This window comes from Flavobacterium cerinum (assembly GCF_004028155.1).
Lineage (GTDB): Bacteria > Bacteroidota > Bacteroidia > Flavobacteriales > Flavobacteriaceae > Flavobacterium > Flavobacterium cerinum.
Map to the genome: position 1 here is coordinate 44,797 of NZ_SBII01000006.1, position 22,171 is coordinate 66,967.

Genomic DNA, 22,171 nt, shown 5'->3' on the forward strand with positions numbered 1-22,171 from the left:
ACTAAACCTGTTTAAATTCTTTAATAAGCTCCAGCTCTGTTCTAAAGGCCAGCATTTTGTCCCCAAAAAGCTTAGCACCTTCTTCCCTGAATCGAGGAGCATCTTCTTCATAATAAGCTTCCAGCTTTTCTTTGGTTTCCGCAAAGTACTGTACAGAGTAGGTTGTGCCTCCCATCTCTTCCACGATAAGCACTTTTACCATCTTAGCCTTGACAAACTTACCTGTTGCCATAATCTCCGGTATGTGTTTTTCCATCATCCAGGTGATCCATTTATCATGCACACTTTCGTCTATGTTTATGGTTACGTTGTAAATTATCATGTAGTCTTGTTATTTTGTAATGTTTGTTTTGTTTTCTAAGTACACATGCTGTTACCGCCTGTGTTTAACTATTTGTATCGCCACGTAATAATCTAAACTGCTTACGGGCTTCTATAAAGTAAATACTGTCCTGGTGTTCAAACAATATCTTTTCATATAGCGGTTTGGCTTTCTCTGGATCAGCGAGTTTTTTATTATAGATCTCTGCCGAAAAGAAAAGTGCCTCGTCTACATAAATACCTTCTTTATAGTTATCTATTATTTGTTTATATTGCTGCAGCGCAAGATCATATTTCCCTTGGCTTTCGTATATTTCTCCTAATCGCAAAAGTGTAACATCTTTAATGCTTTTGGTCTGGTCATTATCCAGTAGATCTTTAAACTGTGCTAAAGCTTCTGTTTTTTTATTCTGGTATAATTTAAAGTCGGCTTTAGCAAACTTCTTTAATGCTGTTTGTGTACTGTCTTCAACCGTATTATCAATGATAAGCAGATAAATTTCAAGAGCATCATTTGCAATAAGCTGTGATACCGATGATTTTAATACTTTAAATTGTTTTTGAGCCCACTCAAAATCACCTTTAAAATAACTGCTCTTGGCCACTTTAAGACTAGCCTCATGCCCTACTGCATCGTTCTTAAGATCTTCTTCTATTTGGGCATAATAAATAATCGCCTGATTGAATTTTTCGTCTAACAGCAGTATGTCCGACAATTTCATTTTCACCTCAGCAACCTGGTATTTATTAAGTTGCAGCTTCAATGCATTGTTCAATGTTTCTACTGCCGATTTAGTGTCTTTTAAATAAAAGGCGTCAAAATTTGCTTTAAGCAATTGTAGATCGAGAGAATAAGGCGTTGCCCCATATTCTGTAAGCAATGCTGTTATGCGCTGCTTAAGAGCCGGATAATCTTTTTCCTGAGCAGTATCGATATCCATCGTAAGGATATTAACCTGCGACTGTAATTTTAAATTCGGATCATCGGTGTGTTTTAAAATGAAGTCCAATATCTCTCTGGCTGTAGCTGTTTCTTTTTCTTCTATCGCTAGTTGTGCCAGGTTTACAATATTCATAAACAGCTCCGGATCTCTTTTAAAGATCGCTTTCTCCTGAATGAATGCCTTACCATATTCTTTTTGCTGTACAAAATACCAGCTTAAAAACTGGTTCCAAAAGATGTCCTGCGTTTTTTGTGTATTTAAAAGCAGGGCTTTACGCAAAGAAGCATTAAAAGTATCACTGCCTTCTTCGTTCATAAAGCGCGACAACTGGTTTTGTACTACGACAAGGTTCTGTCTGTTACTATATGAATACGACAACAGCTTCTCGATCATCAGATCTGTATTACCCAATTGCCCCTGTATTAACGCCAACTGATAATCAAAATTCATGCTTTTGTTAATCTCAGTTGCCGTTTCATATGCTTTTAGCGCATACTCTAACAATGTTTTTTGCTCGAAAGCATTGGCAACAGCATAAACGTTAGAAGGATTATCTGTTACTGTTTTTATTGCAGCTTTATAATTCTTCTCGGCTTTAGCCATCTCTTTTTGCAGCTGGTAGTTGTAACCCAGTTCCACATAAAGTAAAGGCTGTCCTGTCTTATCAAGCCTGTCCGCAAGAAGCTTTCCCGCTTCTGTATATTGTTTTAACTGCTGATAGCAGGCTGCTATTTTTTGGATATAAAAGGTATTGTTAGGCTGCTTTTTTTCAAGGTCCTGATAAATTACCAATGCTTTTTCAAATTCGCCTTTGTCAAAATAATTGTAGGCAAGCTGTTCGTTTTGCGCAAAAACCGCAACCGACCACAAAAAAGCTATAATGGTAACTATATTTTTCATCCCTAACTGTTAGTGTTTAATGGAACATATTTTCCTTAACTAATATAAAAACGCAAATGACACTGATTTAGCACATAACGCAATCTATAACCTTTGTAAGCCAAGACCTGCGAACACCTGTTAAATCCGCGTCATCCGCGTTCCATTAAGCCGTTCCTAACAAATTTACTAATTTATTATATCAAATCCGGTGTACGGACGTAAAACTTCCGGGATAACAATACCGTCTTCCATTTGGTAATTTTCTAATATTCCGGCCAGTACCCTTGGCAATGCCAATGAACTTCCGTTTAGCGTGTGTGCCAATTGATTTTTACCTTCTTTATCTCTAAAACGCAGTTTAAGACGTGTAGACTGGAACGTTTCAAAGTTAGACACCGAGCTTATTTCTAACCAACGGTCCTGCGCTGTAGAGAACACTTCAAAATCATAGGTTAATGCAGCAGCAAAGCCCATATCGCCACCACAAAGGCGCAATATCCTGTATGGTAATTTAAGCTCCTGTAGTATCGTTTTAACGTGTTCCACCATACCGTCTAAAGCAGCATAAGAATTCTCCGGACGCTCAACACGCACTATCTCTACTTTATCAAACTGGTGTAAACGGTTCAATCCGCGTACGTGAGCACCATAAGATCCAGCTTCTCTACGGAAACACGGTGTATAAGCAGTACACAATACCGGAAGGTCTTTTTCTTCGATGATTACATCACGGAAAAGATTGGTTACCGGAACCTCAGCAGTAGGAATAAGATAAAGATCATCTATACCTACGTGGTACATCTGCCCTTCTTTATCCGGCAGCTGTCCTGTTCCATAACCAGAAGCTTCGTTTACAAGATGAGGCACCTGGTATTCTTTATATCCTGCTTCTGTATTTTTATCAAGGAAATAAGCAATTAATGCACGTTGTAACCTTGCTCCTTTTCCTTTGTAAACAGGAAATCCGGCACCGGCAATTTTAACACCAAGCTCAAAATCTATAATGTCATATTTTTTTGCAAGTTCCCAGTGCGGCAAAGCACCTTCAAACAATACAGGAATATCGCCTTCACGCTCTACTTCAAGGTTTTCTTCCGGAGTTTTCCCGGCAGGCACAATATCAGCAGGAGTGTTAGGCAGTTTATAAAGTACATTCGTAAGCTCTTCACTAACGGTATTCAGCGCATCAGAAAGCTCTTTGCTTTTTTCTTTAAACTGTACTGTTTTTTCTTTAATAAGAGCAGCCTTAGCTTTTTCCCCGGCTTTCATCAGCTCACCAATATCTTTAGACAGCTTATTGGATTCGGACAAAACAGTGTCAAGTTCCACCTGAGTAGCTCTTCTTTTCTCATCAAGTGCAATCACTTCATCAACTAACGAGCTTGCGTCAAAATTTCTTTTGGCTAAAGCCTGTATTACTTTTTCTCTGTTTTCTCTAATAAATACTGTCTGTAACATGATTATGTTTTTTATAAAGTGAGGCAAATTTAATGAATTGTTATTAATTAACCCGTACAGTGCCAAAGTTTAAAAGCCTGCCTCTTAAACTTTTTTCTAAGCGCACCGAAAGCAATTTCTCATTACATTTGAGAAATTTTAGCCATGAAAAAGAACTTTACATTCATACTATACAGCCTGTTATGTTTTCATTGTGCCTTTGCCCAACAACAGGATAATGATGTAAAACAAATTGCCGAGGCCGAAATGAAATCAGCTTACGCGATAAGTAACTTTACGGCTAACATGAATACCGGTAATTATAACGTAGTATACCAACGTTTGGAACTTCAGGCCGATCCTGCAATACACTTCATCAGCGGCGATGTTACTACCCATTATATTGCCAAAGAAGACATGACCCAAATTACATTCGACCTTACCAATCAGCTTACCGTAAGCGCTGTAAAACGTAACGGTATCGATCTTTCTTTTTTACAAAATGAGAATGACGAACTGGTAATTACCCTACCAGTTACACAACCACAAGGCATATTGGATTCACTTACCGTAACCTATTCCGGCGAACCTCCTTTTGATTCTGATGCTTTTGTTACCAGCCAGCATGCAGGTGCTCCCGTTTTATGGACGCTATCTGAACCTTATGGTGCTAAAGATTGGTGGCCATGCAAACAGGATCTTATAGATAAGGTAGATAAACTGGACGTATACATAACAGCTCCTGGCGAATACATAAGTGTTTCTAATGGTTTAGAACAATCGCACAATGACAATGGTGATGGCACAAAAACAACTCATTTTAAGCACAATTATCCTATACCCGCCTATCTTATTGCGATTGCAGTAAGTAATTACAGCATTTACACCCAACAGGCAGGCACTGTTCCAAATACTTTCCCAATTGTAAATTACATCTACCCCGAGACACAGGAGCAAAGCAAACAAGAGCTTGCTGTTACTTTACCTATAATGGATCTCTACGAACAGCTTTTCGAAACTTATCCGTTTCATCAGGAAAAATACGGGCATGCCCAATGCGGTTTTGGCGGAGGCATGGAACACACTACAGTTTCGTTTATGGGAAGTTTTGGAAGAAACCTTATCGCTCATGAATTGGGTCATCAATGGTTTGGCGATAAAATAACTTGCGGTTCATGGAAAGACATTTGGCTTAACGAAGGTTTTGCTACTTACCTGTCTGGAATTGTCATTGAGCATTTTGACGGCAAAGACGCCTTTAAAAACTGGAAAGCAGCCAACATAAACGACATTACTTCTCAAGGCGGAGGTTATATTTATCTGACCGATGCAGACACCCTGAGTGTAAGCAGAACATTTAGCAGCAGACTTACTTATAATAAAGGCGCAATGGTACTTAATATGCTGCGCTTTAAAATGGGAGATACTGCTTTTTACCAGGCCATAAAAAATTATCTGTCAGATCCCGAACTGGCTTATAGTTATGCAAAAACACCTCAGCTGCAAGCACACCTAGAAGCGGCATCAGGAATGGATCTTACCGAATTTTTTAATGACTGGGTATATAAAGAGGGATATCCTACTTATACCATTATCGTAGATAACCTGAACGACGGAAATGTCAAAATACTGATAAAGCAAACGCAGTCGCATCCATCAGTCACATATTTTGAAATACCTGTGCCGATACAACTAAACAGTGCTAACGGACAGGTACATTCTGTTGTTTTAGACAATACAACTAATGAACAGGTGTTTATTGTACCTGTACCGTTTACAGTAGCTAGTGTCGCTTTTGATGTTGATAAAAATATTATCTCTGCAGGAAGTACCATTAAAATAGTATCGGAAGATTTTAAACCTCATCTCTATCCTAACCCATCCAATAGTATACTTCAGGCAGCACTATCTGAAACTACTATTGTAAACGAAACTATATTTTACAATACCCTTGGCAAAAGAGTTATGGAAACCACCAATGACACCTCCTGGAATATTTCCCGCCTTGCTACCGGAGTTTATTTCGTGACCCTTATTACCAATAAAGGCACTACACAACTAAGCTTCTTTAAGAACTAAGGCACCCATATAAGCCTGCCCATACCGCTAATGCCATGTTCGTGATTTGCAACCGGAATACCTGTAAGAAGCCCCAAACTCACTTTCTTCGAAAACTGTACTTTAAACTGCGGCCTGAAAACAAACGAAGGTTTTTCATCTGAAAACTCCATATTCGTTTCCAACCCAACAAAATTGCCTCCGTTAAAAACATAGTGCAGGTTGGCATTTACCTGTGCCGATGTTTCCCAACTGTTTGTTTTAAAAGACTGCTCGATTACCGGGCCTGTATAAAGTAATGTATGAATGTGCGGCGTCAATCTTTTGGCTGCAATAAAGATAGGATTATATAGGGCACCCTCAAAAAGGCTTCCTTTATGATCGATATCCGATAGTGAAGAGAATTCAAATTCCTGAATATATCCTACCGCCATAGATGTCTGGTATTTTTCTGAAACCCAAAATGTATACTGTGTTGCCAGTTTTACACCTTCAACCCTGTTATCGGGCATGGACATGGATTCTTTACCGCTAAGACGCTGATTAACTTCAAAAGGAATTTCTACTTCTAAACCAAGCCTGTTGGCAATAGCAAATTCATATTCTACAAAACCGTTATAAGAAAGATAATGTTTTTTGTCATTAACACCAAAACCCACATTGATCTCTTTTTCTCCTTTACGCGCACCCAGATCCCGTATCAAATCAATATACAAGGGTTCGGCATGGCTCAGCTTCAACGGTTTTACAGGAGTGTCTTTTGGTTGTTGTGCATGGACAGAAAAAGTCAATAGTAACAATAGCGTGATAACGAGGGTATTCTTCATAAATCTTTCATTTGATGCCAAAACTAGAGGCACAAATAGGAAAGAATTGGGAAAAATGAGATTTTTGAAGAAAAAAGTATCTTATTCCTGAAAAGCTTTTACCCTGCTTACTAAAAAAGTAATAAAGAATCCAAAAATACCGATGATAGCAAAAGAAGCTCTTAAACTCGAAGCTTCTGCGATATATCCTATAACAGGCGGACCAATCATAAAACCAAGGAAACTCACACTGGAAACCGTAGTTAATGCGATACTTGGCGATACTCCGGGCGTTTTGCCGGCAATACTGTACACAGTGGGCACAATGGTAGAAACACCAATACCCACAAGCATAAATGCTAATGCAGACGTTAGTATATACGGGAAAGCTACTGCAGTAAACATTCCTATAGAAATAAGGCAACCGCTAATTTGCAGCACTCTTTTCCTGCCTACTTTACGGATAACACGATCGCCTAAAAAACGACCTGTTGCCATCATGACCATAAAAGAAGTGTAACCGAGTATTACTAACGGTCCGGGTGCTTTTACAACATCTTTAAAATACACACCGCTCCAGTCGAACATAATACCTTCGCTCACCATACAGCAAAAACCAATAACACCAAACCACAGCAGTGCCGAATTTGGTTTTGTAAAACCTTTTTTCTTAGCTGCGGGTTCAGGGCTTTTTGCCTTAACCAGATATTTATAGTTGAAAAGTATTACAAGGAGCAGGACTGCGCCTACAATAGCAAAATGATAAAGAGGCTTTAGCTTAAGTGCCATCATACCCAAGCCTATTAAAGCTCCTGTAAAACCGGCAGCACTCCATGCTCCGTGAAAGGAAGACATGATCGTTCTTTTAAAAAGTCCTTCGGTATAAATGCCTTGGGTATTGACAGAGATATTGGTTAGATTACTGAACATCCCAAAGAAAAACAAAGCAAGCAGTAAATGCCATCTTTCGGTACCAAGACCCAGAACCACCATACTGATGATATAAAAGGTGATACCAAAAACCACTGTACGGTGGCTGCCATACTTGTTTGCCAGTTTACCCGAAAATGGCATCATGAAAAGCTGCCCAAAAGGGATAGCAAAGAGTACTGTTCCCAGATCGGCTTCAGAAAGCTGCATTGTCGTCTTAATATCCGGGATACGGCTTGCCCATGTGGCAAAAGTGAGCCCCATGGAAAAATAGAACAATGATACCGCCCATCTGATACGGTTTAAATAAGATGTTTTTACGTCTTTATAAGCTTTTTTATAAGCTAAAACGCCCGTTGGCTTGTCTGTTATTTTTACTTCTCCCTGCACCCTGCAAAATTACTTCTATTTCTTTAAAACCTTTCAGACAAACTACAGAACATATGTTAAACTTCAATACTTTAGGCGAGCAGTCACGTTGTCAAATTGTTACCTGTTTTTACCAGGCACTCGCTTGTGTAAGGAAATCGATTTCGTGTTTTGTTATCGCCAGGTTAGGAGCTTTAATTATGCTCTCCAACTGGCTAATACTCGTCGCACTAACGATAGGAGCCGTAACCGATGGACGATGGATTAACCATGATAAAGCCACTGTTGCAGGTGTAGTATTCAGTTTTTTAGCCACCTCGTCAAGAGCTGCCAATATTTTAAATCCGCGGCCGTCAAGATATTTTTCTACCCCGCCGCCCCGCTGGCTTTTACCAAGATCATCTTTAGAACGGTACTTTCCGGTAAGGAATCCGCTTGCCAAAGAATAGTAGTTAAGCACACCCAGATTATGCTCTAAACAGATAGGCTCAATCTCAGCTTCAAATTCTTCGCGCTCGTAAAGGTTGTATTGCGGCTGAAAGGTTTCATAAGCAGGCAGTCCGTTTTTAGCGGCTATCTGCAACGAATCTTTAAGCCTTGCCGGCGATAGGTTTGATGCACCAATATGACGTACTTTTCCTTCCTGTATCAATTGAGCATATGCCTCCAATGTTTCATCTATCGGAGTAGTCTCATCATCCCAATGGGTTTGATATAAATCTATGTAATCGGTCTGCAATCTTCTCAGCGAATCTTCGGCTGCTTTTAAAATGTAATTCTTAGACAGGTCTCTTCTTCCGTTACCCATATCGGCACCCACTTTTGTTGCAATAATAACGCTCTCCCGATTGTTATTTTTCTTCAGCCAATTACCAATGATAAGTTCCGATTCGCCTCCCTGATTTCCAGGAACCCAGCGCGAATACACATCGGCAGTATCTATAAAATTAAAACCTGCTCCTGTAAAAGCATCTAATATCTCGAACGATTGTTTTTTATCTATTGTCCATCCAAACACATTACCTCCAAAAGTAATTGGGTACACATGGAGATCGGTGTTGCCTAGTCGTCTTTTTTCCATAATAACTGTTATTCTTTTAAGTCAATACTTCTTTTTTGTTCACTGCTTGCTACTGCTGCATCTATTATTCTCATGGTACGAATGCCATCTTTTGCAGTAACGGGTTCTTCTTTATCCTGCGTAATCGAAATATACAATCCATCAAAAAGATCATAATAATTACCTTGCAGGGTAGGAATCGTTTTTCGAACCACCTCTCCATTAATTTCGGTATGCAGCAATCCGGCTTTATCTTGAGGTTCAGTTCCCCAGGTAGTTAAATTTGGCTTCTCTCCGGTCTTAAGTACATCTTCCTGAATATCGCCACGGCTTTTAAGGAACGATCCTTTTTTACCATGAACGGCATACGCCGAAATTGCTTCACGCACAAAAAAACCTGCTTTTAACCGTACTCTCTTATCCGGATAGTACAGTAAAATATCCATATAATCATCTACCAGAGAACCTTCCCTTAGGGTTCTTATATCGGCAAAAACAGCATCAGGATAGCCAAATAAATACAACGCCTGATCTATTAAATGCGGACCAAGATCTTTTATTATTCCTGCTCCTGCATTTGCTGTTTCTTTATGCATTTTCGGACTCAAGTTTGGATTGTATCTGTCAAAATGAAATTCGGCTTCTACAATATCCCCCAGTAAACCCTGATCTACAACCTGTTTTACCGTTTTAAAATCGCTGTCCCAACGACGGTTTTGGTATACTGTTAATTTAAGGTTTTTTTCTTTAGCAATTGCTAATAATTCTTCTGCCTCGGCAGCTGTTGTGGTAAAGGCTTTTTCTACCAATGCGTGTTTGCCTGCCAGCAAAGCTTTTTTAGCATATTCATAATGGGTCTCAACTGGCGTATTTACAATAACCAGATCGATATCATCTGCTAATAGTTCCTCTAATGAATCATAGCTTTTTACCTGTGGATAATCATTTTGTATGAGTTTTTTGCTTCTTTCCCACGAACCGATGAGTTCAAATCCGGCGTGGAGTTCTAAAAATGGTGCATGGAATACCCTGCCCGACATTCCGTAAGAAAGCAAAGCTGTTTTTATTTTTTTCATTTATATTTTATTACTTTTTTCTACTTTCCTTTTGTCTTGAAACAAAAGAAACAAAAATTCAAGGCACAAAGTTTAAGGCCTTAGCTTCACTCTATTATTAGATAGATTTCTAAGTTTTTATTTATTTTCTTTTACATGTGCCCGTTCATATTGTTTTGGCCAAATGATGTCGGTATGAAGTTCATGTGCAAAGGTAAGAGGCAGGTAAGGATTACGCAAAGATGCACGCCCAAAGAAGACCAAATCGGCCTGACCGTTTTTAAGAATTGCTTCAGCTTGTTCGGCTTCGGTTATAAGCCCTATTGCAGCAGTACAGATGTGTGCCTCCTTTTTAACGCGTTCGGCAATTGGCACCTGATAGTTTGGCTCAACCGGAATTTTCTGATGCGACACTGCACCCCCCGATGAACAATCTACCACGTCTACTCCACTCTCTTTAAGTAGTTTTGCTAATACTACCGACTGGTCTACATCCCATCCGCCTTCTGCCCAATCCGTTCCGGAAATACGCACGAATAATGGCAGGTCAACAGGCCATTCCGTTTTAACCGCTTCAATAATTTCAAGCAGTAAACGAATTCTGTTATCAAAGCTTCCACCATATTCATCGGTACGCGTGTTACACAATGGCGACATGAATTCATGTATAAGATAACCGTGTGCAGCATGAATTTCAAGTACTTTATAACAGGCTTCATGTGCACGACGTGCTGCAGCTTTAAAGTCGGCTATCACTTTTGCTATTCCTTCTTTATCCAGTTCAAGAGGCGGTAGTGCTTCATCTTCATGGTATCGTATCGCGCTTGGTGCTACCGTTCTCCATCCACCTTCATCCAGTGTTAGTTTTCGGTTGCCCTGCCATGGTGCCGATGTACTGGCTTTTCGGCCTGCATGGGCAAGCTGTATTCCCGGAAAGGCATTTTGCGACAATATAAAAGCTGTTATCTGTTTGTATTTTTCTATATGTTCGCCTTTATAAATACCAAGGTCTTCAGGTGAAATCCTGCCTTCAGGTGAAACAGCGGTTGCTTCCTGTATAATTAGTGATGCTCCGCCTACGGCACGTGAGCCTAAATGCACCAAATGCCAGTCGTTTGCAAAACCATCTTCTGCAGAGTACTGACACATGGGTGATATTACCATCCTATTTCTAAGAATAATACTTTTTATTTGTAACAATGAAAATAAGGGTGAAGCCATAACGTTTATGATTTAGATAAATAGCTCAGAGTAGCAGTAAATGCCTAAGTAGAGTAAATTTACCCTACAAAACTTAAACAGGAAACGTAACGTTTAATAATTAACAAACATTTAAACAGCAGCTTAAAATTAAAATCGGCAGAAGTAATCAGAAAACACTATTTTTGTTCGTTAATTTAAGCACACTAAAACTTTAGAATGGATACACTTGTACAGATTGCCCAGTTAATACTTATGTTGTCAATATTAGTAGTACTTCATGAATTTGGGCATTATATTACCGCAAAGATGTTTAAAGTAAGGGTAGAGAAATTTTACCTTTTTATGGATGCCGGATTTGCGCTCTTCAAGAAAAAAATAGGTGATACAGAATGGGGTATTGGTTGGTTACCAATAGGTGGATATGTAAAACTATCAGGAATGATAGATGAAAGCATGGATACTGAGCAAATGAAAAGCCCGCCACAGCCATGGGAATTTCGTGCTAAACCGGCATGGCAGAGGCTTATCATCATGCTTGGAGGTATTATAGTAAACCTTATTCTTGCATGGTTTATTTACACTATGGTATACTGCACCTATGGTAAGAAATATGTAGCTACAGAGCTTATTCAAAAAGACGGACTAGTTTTTGGTTCTACCGGAAAAAAAGTAGGCTTTGAGGATGGCGATAGAGTACTAAGCGTAGACGGCAAGTCTCAAGAACGTTTTGATCGTGTTATACTGGATATTCTATTAGGTGACAATGTAGAAGTATTACGTGACGGCAAACCTATTACGGTTCATTTAACTAACGAAGACAAAAAAGAAATACTTGACAAAGAAGGTCGAGATTTTATCCATCCTAAAGTTACAAGTACAATTATCGACTCTATTGTACCGGGATCGAATGCTGAAAAAGCAGGATTGAAAAAAGGAGACAAAATTGTAGGGATAAACAACAAAAATCTTCTTTATCAAAAACAACTTAACGAAGAAGCTTTTAAAAACAAAGACAAAACTGTAGCAATCAATATTGTTAGAAACAATGAACCGCTTACGGTTACATCTAATGTTTCTAACGAAGGGACCATTGGTATTATGCAAATACCAGCAGAAAAAGTGAATTTTATAATCACCGAAAAATACAACTTCTTTACGGCAATCCATAAAGCTGTAGAAGAATCATACTTCTTATTGGTATATAATGTAAAGCAGTTCAAACTTATCCTTCGCCCTTCAACAGGTGCTTACAAGCACGTGAAAAGCCCTGTGGGTATTGCTGCCAGCCTTCCTACTACATGGGATTGGGAGTTTTTCTGGAAGTTCACTGCTCTTTTCTCTATAGGTCTTGCCTTCATGAACCTGTTACCAATACCGGGATTAGATGGCGGCCATGCCCTATTTACCATTGCAGAAATGATTACAGGTAGAAAATTAGGCGATAAGGCTGCCAGTGTAGTACAAACCGTAGGGATGATTATTCTGTTAAGCCTCATGGTATTAACTTTTGGTAAAGATATCTACGAAATAATCGCTCGAAAATTCTTTTAATTTTTTTTCGTTTTTGTTTGCGAAAACTAAAAATGGTTATATATTTGCACCGCGATAACAGGGAAACACCTAGTAAGCCACAAGTTCTTAAACAAGTTGTAATTTCACTGATATAAATTAGAAGATTACATTTATAATATACAGTTTCCTCCTTAGCTCAGTTGGTTAGAGCATCTGACTGTTAATCAGAGGGTCCTTGGTTCGAGCCCAAGAGGGGGAGCTTTTAAAGCCTTACAGCAATGTGAGGCTTTTTTATTTCTTATTTCAACGCAAATGCAGTGTTCTAATAATCAATACGTTCTTATAAAAATGTAATTTAACTGATATCCATTAGAAAATTACACATACAATATACAGTTTCCTCCTTAGCTCAGTTGGTTAGAGCATCTGACTGTTAATCAGAGGGTCCTTGGTTCGAGCCCAAGAGGGGGAGCTTTTAAAGCCTTACAGTAATGTGAGGCTTTTTTGTTTTTATTCAATACCACTTCATTCCCTCTCCTATTCGATTATAATGCTATATTTGTTTTAGTGCTGTTGCCACACAAACAAAAGGAAATTATGAAACCAAGGAGTCTTTGCCTGATGGGGTTATTGTTTTTTGTTATAAGCTATATAATGTTTGCGCAGGGCGCAGCATTATCCTACTTTCAAAAACCTGTAGACTTCGCGCACTGGTTCAACCTGACTGGTGCAGTATTGCTAATCTCGTTCAATAATGTATTCCCAAAGAACAGCCTTTCTGGTACAGCATCTGTCCTGACGACCTTAGGTGTTATTGCCCACATAGGTCTTTGCACTATTGACTTTATAATGTGGAGCTTTGGCAATGACGATGCCGCCAGGGAACAATTAAGCGAACATATAAGCAACACTCCATCTATTTTATTTCCTTTTATTATTATAGGGCCTTCTTTGCTTTTTATAGGACTGGCTGTTCACGCAGCAGCTTTTATAAAAACCCATACGATAAGCTCTCTAATGGTTATTGTTGGAGCACCTGCAGTAGGCTTTTCCTATTTTATATTAAAAAACGGAACCTACATGGTATTGAGCTGCCTGCTTTTTGCCACAGGATTAACATTGCTTCTTTACAGAAAGGAAAAACAAAAATTTGTGATTAAATAATAACACACAGATAGCTTTAAATTTTATATCTTTGCACCTCGAAAAATCGATGGCCTCGTAGTTCAACGGATAGAATGGGAGTTTCCTAAACTTTTGATCCAAGTTCGATTCTTGGCGAGGCTACAAAAAAACCCTTACAATTTTGTAAGGGTTTTTTCATCTCTGCAAACACTACTTATTAAAGTATTTGTAAATTACGCCCTATAAGGCTAATCATAATGACAAATTTTGACTTCCATAATTTATTATTCCCAACTGAATTCGAAAACCTTTGTAGAGATATCTTAGAAATAAGAGAAAATCCCATCAAATTTACGAGTTATAAGCCCGGTAAAGATGGAGGCATCGATTTTAAATCTACAAATACAGAGGATATAATAATTGGGCAATGCAAACTGTATAATCCTAACAACTATAATGGATTAAAGAGGTCTTTAAAAAAAGAAGTAGAAAAATGTCAAAAGAAGAAGCCCAATAGATATATTTTATGCGTCGGCATGAAATTGAGTGATACTCAAGCTGAAGAAATATTAGAATTATTTAAAGGATATATATTAAACCAAAACGATATAATTGATAACGAAAAACTTAATAAATATCTTGGGAATAAAGAATATAACTATCTGAAGAAAATTTACTCAAAATTACTAATTCCGAATCTTTCATATGTCGAGGATATAATTAGCAATACTGTAAATAGTAAATATTATAAATCAACTAAATCATTCTTACTAGATATAAATGAGAAACACAAGTTATTTCATAATGTGTTTAATCTCAAAACCTGTATTGATATTTTAGAAGACAAAAAGGTTTTAATCTTGACAGGGAATCCCGGTGTTGGCAAAACAACAATGGCAAAAATGATCGTAAATTATTTTATCGGTGAAAAACTAATAAATAATATTTTTTTTGTCTCTGATAATCATTTACAAGATATTGAAGGCTTATTGATAGATAATCAGAAGCAACTTATCGTTGTAGACGACTTTTGGGGCCAAAATTTCAGTCCTACATATAAAAATAATACTAGACTTAGAAATTTCACTCGTATCATTAATGATTTTAAAAAGAGTTCATCTCATTATCTTATTTTAACTTCAAGAGAATACATTATTCGAGATGTCATTAGTAACGCTGAATATGAAACTCGCGAAATATTAAATACTGACTCCTTTACAATAAATTTGAATGAGTATAGTGAAGAAGATAAAGCAAGAATATTTCTCAATCATTTATACTTTTATAATTTTGAGAAGAAATATATCAGTCATCTAAAATACAATGATCAATTTCAAAGAATAGTAAATCATAGTAACTACTCTCCAAGAAACATTGAATATTTTTGTAAAACTCAATTAAAAGAAAACAATAATGAATATTCTTTTTATAAAGAACTTGAACAATATTTTGAGAAACCCAATGAGTATTGGAATAAAAATTTCATAATATTAAACAATACTTCACAATTAATTTTATTAATCATTTTAATATCTAGTGATCCAATTAGTCTAACTGATTTGGAAACGACTTTTGAAGAAGTACAAAGCGACGTAAGAAAAGAACTGAACCTAAATATTAATCCATTAGACTTTGCAAATGAAATAAGATTACTTGAAGATTTTTATATTATATCAGAAAAACAAGAATGCTCTTCACAGATTCTTATCCGTTTTCAAAATCCAGGAATCAAGGACTACTTACTTGAATATTTAAGAATCGATGGACGAACTTGGATAAGGCCATTAATTAAAAACGTACCTTTTTTTAATCAATTAATCTATGTTTTTGACACTATTGAAAATCAAATTGATGATTTCGAGTCTGATATTCCGCTTTATGGTAAAAAAATAGTCCTTTCAAAAATATTACAGGAAATTCTTAAGGAAAAATTGTTGGAAGAATTTGATTTATTGAATTTTTGTACACAAGATGCTCGAGAATATACTAATGATTTTACGACTGGATTTACCTCAGAAGAAACAAAATATTTCAAAATCAGTCAATTAAATGATCTTTTTAAAATATCTCAAAACTCAAACATTGATGTAAGGAAATTTATTATTAATGAAGTAATGAAAGATATAGATAATTATCAAGAAGGTCATAAAATAGTTGATCAGCATTCAATGACTATATTTCCTTCTATAATTAAACTGATACATTCATTTATCGATTTAGATGAAAATAAGTTGATACAACATTATTATAATGGAATAACATTTACAAATGAATATTATAGCTTCTACGAATTTATAGATATTTATCCTTTTGAATTTAATAAATTCTATGCTCAGAATATTCTGAAAATTAGAACGGGAATTAAATATCAAATATTAGATGATATTGATTATTATAAATGGCACGAAATGGATTTAAAACTGGATAGTCATTTAGGATACATTATTGAAGAAGTTGCTCAATTATATGGAATAAGACTAACCTCAAAATTTGTACTAGAAATTGAAGAGATAGCTGAAAGACCATTTCGGAATTTTAAAAAAAATAGAACAAAGGAAAGTGCTAAAGAAAATACTGTTCGAGAAAAAATCAAATCAAACCCGCTTGATAAAATAGTAGATGAATATTTATCTCCTATTGACACTTATGAAAATGAGTTTAATTTAAAAAGTTACCTTGGTTACAATTGTAACGATAAAAATTTAATAAAATTCATTATTAAAGAAGTAAAAAATGAAAAATCAATATTAAAACCATTTACAACAAACAAAGATATTTTAGATTCTTTTATTAATTTATTTAATAGTAAAGTACTCAACTATGAAAACCTAAGCACCTTCACTATACTGAATGAACTTTTTACCAATTGGGTTGTGTCCAAAAATTTAAATCCTGAAATTTTAAAAGAGAAATTCTATAATTTATCAACCAGTATTGACTTCTCATACGATTACTCAATATCTGAAAGTCAATTAAAAAAGGAATTTACAAACATCATTTTAAACTTTTCTCCAACAATACTTAGTCCGTTAATAATCCCACATAAAAAATGGTATATATTTTCACAACCTGATATTCGGATATACTTCATTGCCGAGTATATTAAAACAATAAAAGATGATGAAATTTTTAAAGAAAATGTTTTTGAATACCTATGTGATTTTCAAGATACTCTTATAGAAATATTAAATATTTCGTGCTTCCACAGATTAAAAAATACTATAATAATTCCAGAGCTAAAAAAATTTATTACATCTATAGATATTACTTCCGAAAAATCAACAATATTGTCTTTTATAGATTTTTTTAAGATCGAATTTAATTTAAAGTGGAATCAAAATAAAAAAAAATTTGGCGATAGTGGATCTTCGAATTCTGAATGGTATATAGAATTATTTTTAAATCATTTAGATATTGAATTTTCAATTATGAATTTAGACATCTATTTTTTAAAAGACTACCATACGAATGAAGATATACAAAAGTATTTTCTTAATAAGAATGCTTACAATAAATTATATAATATTATAACAAAAACTATTGAAAAGAAAAAAAGAAGATGCATATTCTCAGAAGAAATTGGAATTTATTTTGATATAGGACTATATGAATTTGCTAAGAATGATGAAAATTATTACATTTTAAAACAGATTGGGATGATTGATTACATTTTTGATATTTATACAAAATCTCAAATTGCAATTTCAAATTATACTAATCAGTCTTAATACTCTCAATTCTTCGTAATAATACAAGTCAAATCAGAAAAAGAATCATTAGTATGGTTTTTATTATCTAAATTAAGATTTATATTAAATATTATATTTTCTCTTTAAGTTTTTCTCAAAAAAACCACGACATTTCTCTCGTCAAGGCAATTTATTTTTTTCATATTCTCTTAAAGTTCAGTTTACTTCCTTTTGATAGATTCGCAATCCTTTATCTAAACCCTGAGGGAACATCATTTATACAAACACACCTAAGTGATGCAAGAGTCTTCAATTTTGTAACTATGACAACAATAGAAATTCCAATAAATAAATCAAGGATCGTACTACTTCCCTTTTTATTTATATCTGTAATTACCCCAGCCATTTTATTTGCTTATTACCTCTCCCTCGATGGCATTTTTTCAATCAAACTTATCTTGGTTCTTGTTATTGCAATTCCTGTACTGCTACTTGTTCTTTGGATCGGAACTAAAAAAATCATCAGTAAAAAACCCGGATTAGTTTTAGACAACATGGGAGTCCTGGACAACGCCAATTTATCTGAAACAGGAATAATTCCGTGGAATAATATAAGCCAGGTAAATATGGTAAACCACCAGTATTCCTACTTCATAATACTACATCTTAAAAACAGTGACAGCATATTGAATAAACTGCAAAGCACCCGCCTTAGGCTTGCTAAAAACAATATCCAGGCTTTTGGGTCACCTGTAGCTATAAATGTCAGCAATCTAAAAATTGACAGGTTTGAGCTATTAGAAATTTTGAATAATAAAACTCTCTTATAATCGCATTATCATTATAAAGCTAAAATAAAAACCGCAGCCGGGAACTGCGGTTTTTTTACTATACTAACCATTGTACTATATTAATAGTCCTGCATTTCATCTCCGAAAAGGCGACGCTGCCCTCCTGCAAAAATTCATCAACCGTTACAAGTAAAACTTACGCTATTTGAGAGAGCATTAAAACAGCAATAAACAGAACCACGCTAAACACGATTATGTTTATGATCCTGTCTTTTTTCTGAATAGCGTTATCGGATGCATTAAGTTCTGCTGCTTCTTTTTTTCTTGTTTTGTTTGCTTTCATATTTTATATTTTGGTCTGACTTTTAATTCGGGAACATACTTACCAAACCGAAAAAAACGGCCACACAGGTAACTGCAAAACAGGTAAGTGTCATTATAATTAGTACTGCAATTTTTACGGTTCGGGAAATTATTTTTTTCATAATGATTGCTATTACGATCTTGATTTCCACCTATAAAACAAAGCACATACCAAAACAATTGCAGACACATTAAAGCACTGAATAACAAAGAAGTACTCAAAACACAAACTCATTTAAGTTTATAAAGCCCTATCAAAACGAAAGGGTAACTCTCCCGAAATGAAAGCTATAAATAAAAACCGCAGCCAGGAGCTGCGGTTTTCTGCTATGCCAACCACGGCCTAGCGTTCAACAACCAACTCTGTATTTGCTCTATCCCCGCAGTCGCGTATGGCACCCTCAAAGAGCCGGCTTACCTCCTGCTGTGCCCAAGTTGCTTTTTGGTATAATCGTTCAGCGTCTGCCTTTGAAATATCCAGGTGAGGTTTGTTACGGTAAGCCGAATACAGCAACACCTGCAAACGGACTTCGGTTGCATCGGTGGGGTTGAACAGCGTGCCCAAAGACGGCGCAAACACCTTTATATAATCCTGAAGTTCGGGGATGGATTTTGACGGTAACTCACGACCCATTAAAAACGACTGGGCAGTCTTGAAAAGCAATTCCAATATCATGTGAAGCAGGCACACCGCATCGGCATACTTTCCGGATTCTATATATTGTAAAACCGCAGCAGCGTAAGCACCCGCATGATCCATACGTTTTTTAAACCCATCTTTTATTCGGACGAGCAGCGTTTGAACCATCACTGCATCCATGCTGAAACCACTACCGGACGCCTCGCCAGCATAGACCATAGTCCCGAAAGTGCAGTGCGTGAGCAGGTACAAATTCCCTTTTTGAATAGCATCACGAGCATAGTCGCAGGAAAACAGGCGGTAGACAACCGACTCATACGGTTTTAGTATCCTGTCGGCGATGAGCTGCAGTTCTGTTTCGGGGCGGGTGTATAAGGTGTCTATAAAAATGGTGAAAATAATTTCGGGACCTGCTGCGGTAGTACTGCCCGAGAGGTACACCGAATCAGGATTGATGCAGTCTAATATCTCTATGGTAATTTTCTTTATCAGGTAGGCTTTTAGGTGTTCTTTGGGCAGCAGGATAACATGATCCATAATTTTACTATTGTGGGTGATACATTACTTAAAAATTGTATTTTTGTTTATGGAGCACAAGTAAATAACAGTCAGTACAGTACCAAATCATTTAATTATGTAATTTACAGCTACAAACCTGTTTTTTACGGATTCCTTTAGTTTTTACACCTAATTATTACCTTTGAACTATGAATACACCAACAAAATCAAACCATATAGGCCGAAAAATTAGCCGTATTCGTGAACTTCGAGACATGAAGCAAGAGGCGTTAGCGCTGGCATTGGGTACAAACCAGCAGGCAATATCTGCAATGGAGAATAGTGAGACAATAGACGACGAAAAACTTATCGAGGTGGCAAGGGCACTTGGTGTAACTGTGGAAGCAATCAAAAACTTTTCGGAAGAAGCAGCAATAAACTACTTCAACAATTTTAATGATAGTAGTGAAGGAACATTTAATAATCACTGTACATTCAATCCGATTGACAAAGTGGTTGAACTTTTCGAATCAAAAGAAAAGCTTTACGAACGTTTGCTACAAGCAGAGAAAGATAAGGTGGCTTACTTAGAGAAGTTGATGAAGTAAAATAAAAAAGCCTCGAAGATTGTTTGGGGCTTTTTTATTTTACAATATTGGCGTATTAAATTGTAATTTTTTGAATATCTTTAAGTATAAAACCTGTGTCGTCCTTAAACATTTGAATTGAAACTGCTCTACCTCTGTTGGCTGCTGGTTTTAGGCTATTACAGACATGCGCTGTTATACTTGTGAATTCAGTTATGTCATGATTGTTTTTGAAAATATTTATGGTGTTAGTAATTTGCTTTCTTCCATCACCAAACCAATTTTTAGACTCTCTTTCTTTTAATTCTACAAACACTAAATTCGTGCCTTCTTTTAAAACGCCATCACATCTGCTTTCTAAATCGCCATTCACTTTGCGTATAGATACGCAATTATCAATAGCATAAAATTCCGCATTTTTCTTTTCAGGATTATTTACTATCCCGATCCACTTCGATTCATCAGACTCATCAATATAAGCGGAAGCATTTGGAATATCATCACATAAGCCAAATTTGACTTTATCCGATTCTGTTTTACAACCGTTTTGAAAAAAGTTAATCGGCATTATTTTCTAATTCTAAAAGATTAATAAATAAAGAATTAAACTCTTCTAAATGATTATTTAAATAATTTTCATCAGATGGAAGCCCACGATAATTTTCTAATTGTATAATTTTCCCCGTTGATTCATTAAGTTCATATATAGAAACTTTGTTACTGTCAATAACTGATTCTTCAGGTACAATCTCCGAAACTTTAGATTTGATTTCTGAAACTTTAGTTCTTTCAAATAGGCTTTTAGCTTTGATTGCTAATGTCAAGTAATTTATAATATATGGACTATGAGTAGTAATTACCAATCTATTCATAATATGCTCATTATGAAATTTAAAAAGGTAGTTCAAAATTTGTCTTTGAGATTCTGGAAATAAATTTTGCTCAGGTTCTTCAACAATATTTATAAATGACTTATAAGTATATGTAGAAGAAATTTGTTCAAGAGCTACCCTTAATACATCTTCCGACATATCATCTCTATTCAATAACTTTATTATAGTATTTCTCAATTTAATTTCTTCCTCTCTGCTAAATTCTTTTTTAGATTTACTCAACTCATTTTTAACAATTTTTGAAAGATATTGCGTAACAACAACCAAAGGAACTAATGAATGAAATCCACTAGAAGCTTCAACTAAATTAATTTCATAATCATTCCCAACTAATATAGCTTGCCCTTGCTTGTTGAAAACTACTTTAAGTCCTAATACTGGTAATTCGATTCCATCCAAAAATTCGCTTTTGGAATCTGCGTATTCATCATAAAATGTATATAATGGTGAGGGTAAGTTTTTTATCTTGTCAAGTCTTTCTATAGAACTAACTAAGTTTCTTTCCGCGGGAACATACATAATTTTAGGAAAACTATAATCTTTTTCCTTTAATTTCATGACACTTAATTGCCCATCCTTATAGATTAACTTATATGCATCTCCTATATACTCTATGTATGATTTGGCATTTAAATAATTATGAATATTTTGATAAGCTAAATATTTTTTTTGGAATCTATTATATTTTGTAAGAAAGTCCTCAGTAAAGTCTTTTCTTATTAATGCTTTTTCAATCCAACTAAGTGTAGAATAAAGCTTAGCAATAGTACTTTTACCACTGCCTTGATTTCCTATAAATACAGTAATGCCTGCAAAATCGATAAATCCATCATTAGTTTTCAGACCTTCTCTAATTGGCCCAACATTGTATACCTTTAATTTAGCCATTTTATTTCATCATTTATTTCAAAAACAAATATAAAGATTTCTACAGAGCTAGTAATATTAAACGAAACTTTAAAACCAAATTTCCCTGCTGGCGCGAGCGTCTCGCTCGTGCATCATCAT

General features: G+C 35.8%; 18 protein-coding genes and 3 tRNA genes. 9 read left to right on the forward strand and 12 right to left on the reverse strand.

Annotated elements, in window-relative coordinates:
• Position 1: 1 nt before the first annotated feature.
• The 3 genes from EPI11_RS10200 to serS form a co-directional block, all read right to left on the reverse strand.
• A complete protein-coding gene (locus tag EPI11_RS10200; protein WP_128389870.1) occupies positions 2-322 on the reverse strand; it encodes a DUF4286 family protein in 321 nt (106 codons plus the stop codon).
• Between the two features lie 64 nt (positions 323-386).
• On the reverse strand, positions 387-2,165 hold the full coding sequence (locus EPI11_RS10205; protein WP_128389871.1) for a tetratricopeptide repeat protein: 1,779 nt from the start codon (positions 2,163-2,165) through the stop codon (positions 387-389).
• A gap of 168 nt (positions 2,166-2,333) precedes the next feature.
• Entirely contained in the window at positions 2,334-3,605 is a 1,272-nt protein-coding gene (gene serS / locus EPI11_RS10210) for a serine--tRNA ligase (protein WP_128389872.1), read from the reverse strand.
• Between the two features lie 144 nt (positions 3,606-3,749).
• Here serS and EPI11_RS10215 point away from each other — a divergent pair, with 144 nt between their 5' ends.
• On the forward strand, positions 3,750-5,663 hold the full coding sequence (locus EPI11_RS10215; protein WP_128389873.1) for a M1 family aminopeptidase: 1,914 nt from the start codon (positions 3,750-3,752) through the stop codon (positions 5,661-5,663).
• On the opposite strand, the gene EPI11_RS10220 is transcribed toward EPI11_RS10215, so the two are convergent.
• The 5 genes from EPI11_RS10220 to EPI11_RS10240 form a co-directional block, all read right to left on the reverse strand.
• A complete protein-coding gene (locus tag EPI11_RS10220; RefSeq protein ID WP_128389874.1) occupies positions 5,660-6,469 on the reverse strand; it encodes an HAEPLYID family protein in 810 nt (269 codons plus the stop codon). The genes EPI11_RS10215 and EPI11_RS10220 overlap by 4 nt on opposite strands.
• Before the next feature lie 81 nt (positions 6,470-6,550).
• Positions 6,551-7,768: an MFS transporter gene (locus EPI11_RS10225; RefSeq protein ID WP_241657613.1), complete on the reverse strand. Its 1,218-nt coding sequence runs from the start codon at positions 7,766-7,768 to the stop codon at positions 6,551-6,553.
• A 109-nt stretch (positions 7,769-7,877) separates the two neighbouring features.
• Entirely contained in the window at positions 7,878-8,828 is a 951-nt protein-coding gene (locus EPI11_RS10230; RefSeq protein ID WP_128389875.1) for an aldo/keto reductase, read from the reverse strand.
• Positions 8,829-8,836: 8 nt separating this feature from the next.
• Positions 8,837-9,883 (reverse strand): Gfo/Idh/MocA family oxidoreductase, encoded by a 1,047-nt coding sequence (locus tag EPI11_RS10235; protein WP_128389876.1) that lies wholly within the window; start codon positions 9,881-9,883, stop codon positions 8,837-8,839.
• A gap of 117 nt (positions 9,884-10,000) precedes the next feature.
• Entirely contained in the window at positions 10,001-11,083 is a 1,083-nt protein-coding gene (locus EPI11_RS10240) for an NADH:flavin oxidoreductase/NADH oxidase (protein ID WP_128389877.1), read from the reverse strand.
• A gap of 198 nt (positions 11,084-11,281) precedes the next feature.
• Between EPI11_RS10240 and rseP the strand changes: the two genes are divergently transcribed.
• The 7 genes from rseP to EPI11_RS10275 all read left to right on the forward strand — a co-directional run bounded on the left by rseP (position 11,282) and on the right by EPI11_RS10275 (position 18,221).
• Positions 11,282-12,616, forward strand: coding sequence for an RIP metalloprotease RseP (gene rseP / locus EPI11_RS10245; RefSeq protein WP_128389878.1), 1,335 nt, complete (start codon positions 11,282-11,284; stop codon positions 12,614-12,616).
• A gap of 146 nt (positions 12,617-12,762) precedes the next feature.
• Positions 12,763-12,836: transfer RNA gene (locus EPI11_RS10250), tRNA-Asn, on the forward strand.
• A gap of 139 nt (positions 12,837-12,975) precedes the next feature.
• Positions 12,976-13,049 (forward strand) — tRNA-Asn (locus EPI11_RS10255).
• Positions 13,050-13,174: 125 nt separating this feature from the next.
• The gene (locus EPI11_RS10260) at positions 13,175-13,741 is read left to right on the forward strand and encodes a hypothetical protein (RefSeq protein ID WP_128389879.1); all 567 of its coding nucleotides are present in this window, start codon (positions 13,175-13,177) and stop codon (positions 13,739-13,741) included.
• A 51-nt stretch (positions 13,742-13,792) separates the two neighbouring features.
• Positions 13,793-13,864: transfer RNA gene (locus EPI11_RS10265), tRNA-Arg, on the forward strand.
• Positions 13,865-13,959: 95 nt separating this feature from the next.
• Positions 13,960-17,430: an nSTAND3 domain-containing NTPase gene (locus tag EPI11_RS10270; protein ID WP_128389880.1), complete on the forward strand. Its 3,471-nt coding sequence runs from the start codon at positions 13,960-13,962 to the stop codon at positions 17,428-17,430.
• Positions 17,431-17,714: 284 nt separating this feature from the next.
• A complete protein-coding gene (locus tag EPI11_RS10275; RefSeq protein WP_128389881.1) occupies positions 17,715-18,221 on the forward strand; it encodes an STM3941 family protein in 507 nt (168 codons plus the stop codon).
• Positions 18,222-18,378: 157 nt separating this feature from the next.
• Here EPI11_RS10275 and EPI11_RS18995 read toward each other — a convergent pair whose 3' ends face one another.
• Both EPI11_RS18995 and EPI11_RS10280 read right to left on the reverse strand, forming a co-directional pair.
• Positions 18,379-18,525: a hypothetical protein gene (locus EPI11_RS18995; RefSeq protein ID WP_164879150.1), complete on the reverse strand. Its 147-nt coding sequence runs from the start codon at positions 18,523-18,525 to the stop codon at positions 18,379-18,381.
• A gap of 363 nt (positions 18,526-18,888) precedes the next feature.
• Entirely contained in the window at positions 18,889-19,722 is an 834-nt protein-coding gene (locus tag EPI11_RS10280) for a hypothetical protein (protein WP_128389882.1), read from the reverse strand.
• A gap of 170 nt (positions 19,723-19,892) precedes the next feature.
• On the opposite strand from EPI11_RS10280, the gene EPI11_RS10285 reads away from it, so the two are divergent.
• A complete protein-coding gene (locus EPI11_RS10285) occupies positions 19,893-20,291 on the forward strand; it encodes a helix-turn-helix domain-containing protein (RefSeq protein WP_128389883.1) in 399 nt (132 codons plus the stop codon).
• Between the two features lie 55 nt (positions 20,292-20,346).
• Here the strand turns inward: EPI11_RS10285 and EPI11_RS10290 are convergent, their stop codons facing one another.
• Positions 20,347-20,838 (reverse strand): hypothetical protein, encoded by a 492-nt coding sequence (locus tag EPI11_RS10290; protein ID WP_128389884.1) that lies wholly within the window; start codon positions 20,836-20,838, stop codon positions 20,347-20,349.
• Entirely contained in the window at positions 20,828-22,051 is a 1,224-nt protein-coding gene (locus EPI11_RS10295) for an AAA family ATPase (RefSeq protein WP_128389885.1), read from the reverse strand. The genes EPI11_RS10290 and EPI11_RS10295 overlap by 11 nt, the downstream gene beginning before the upstream one ends.
• Positions 22,052-22,171: the final 120 nt, after the last annotated feature.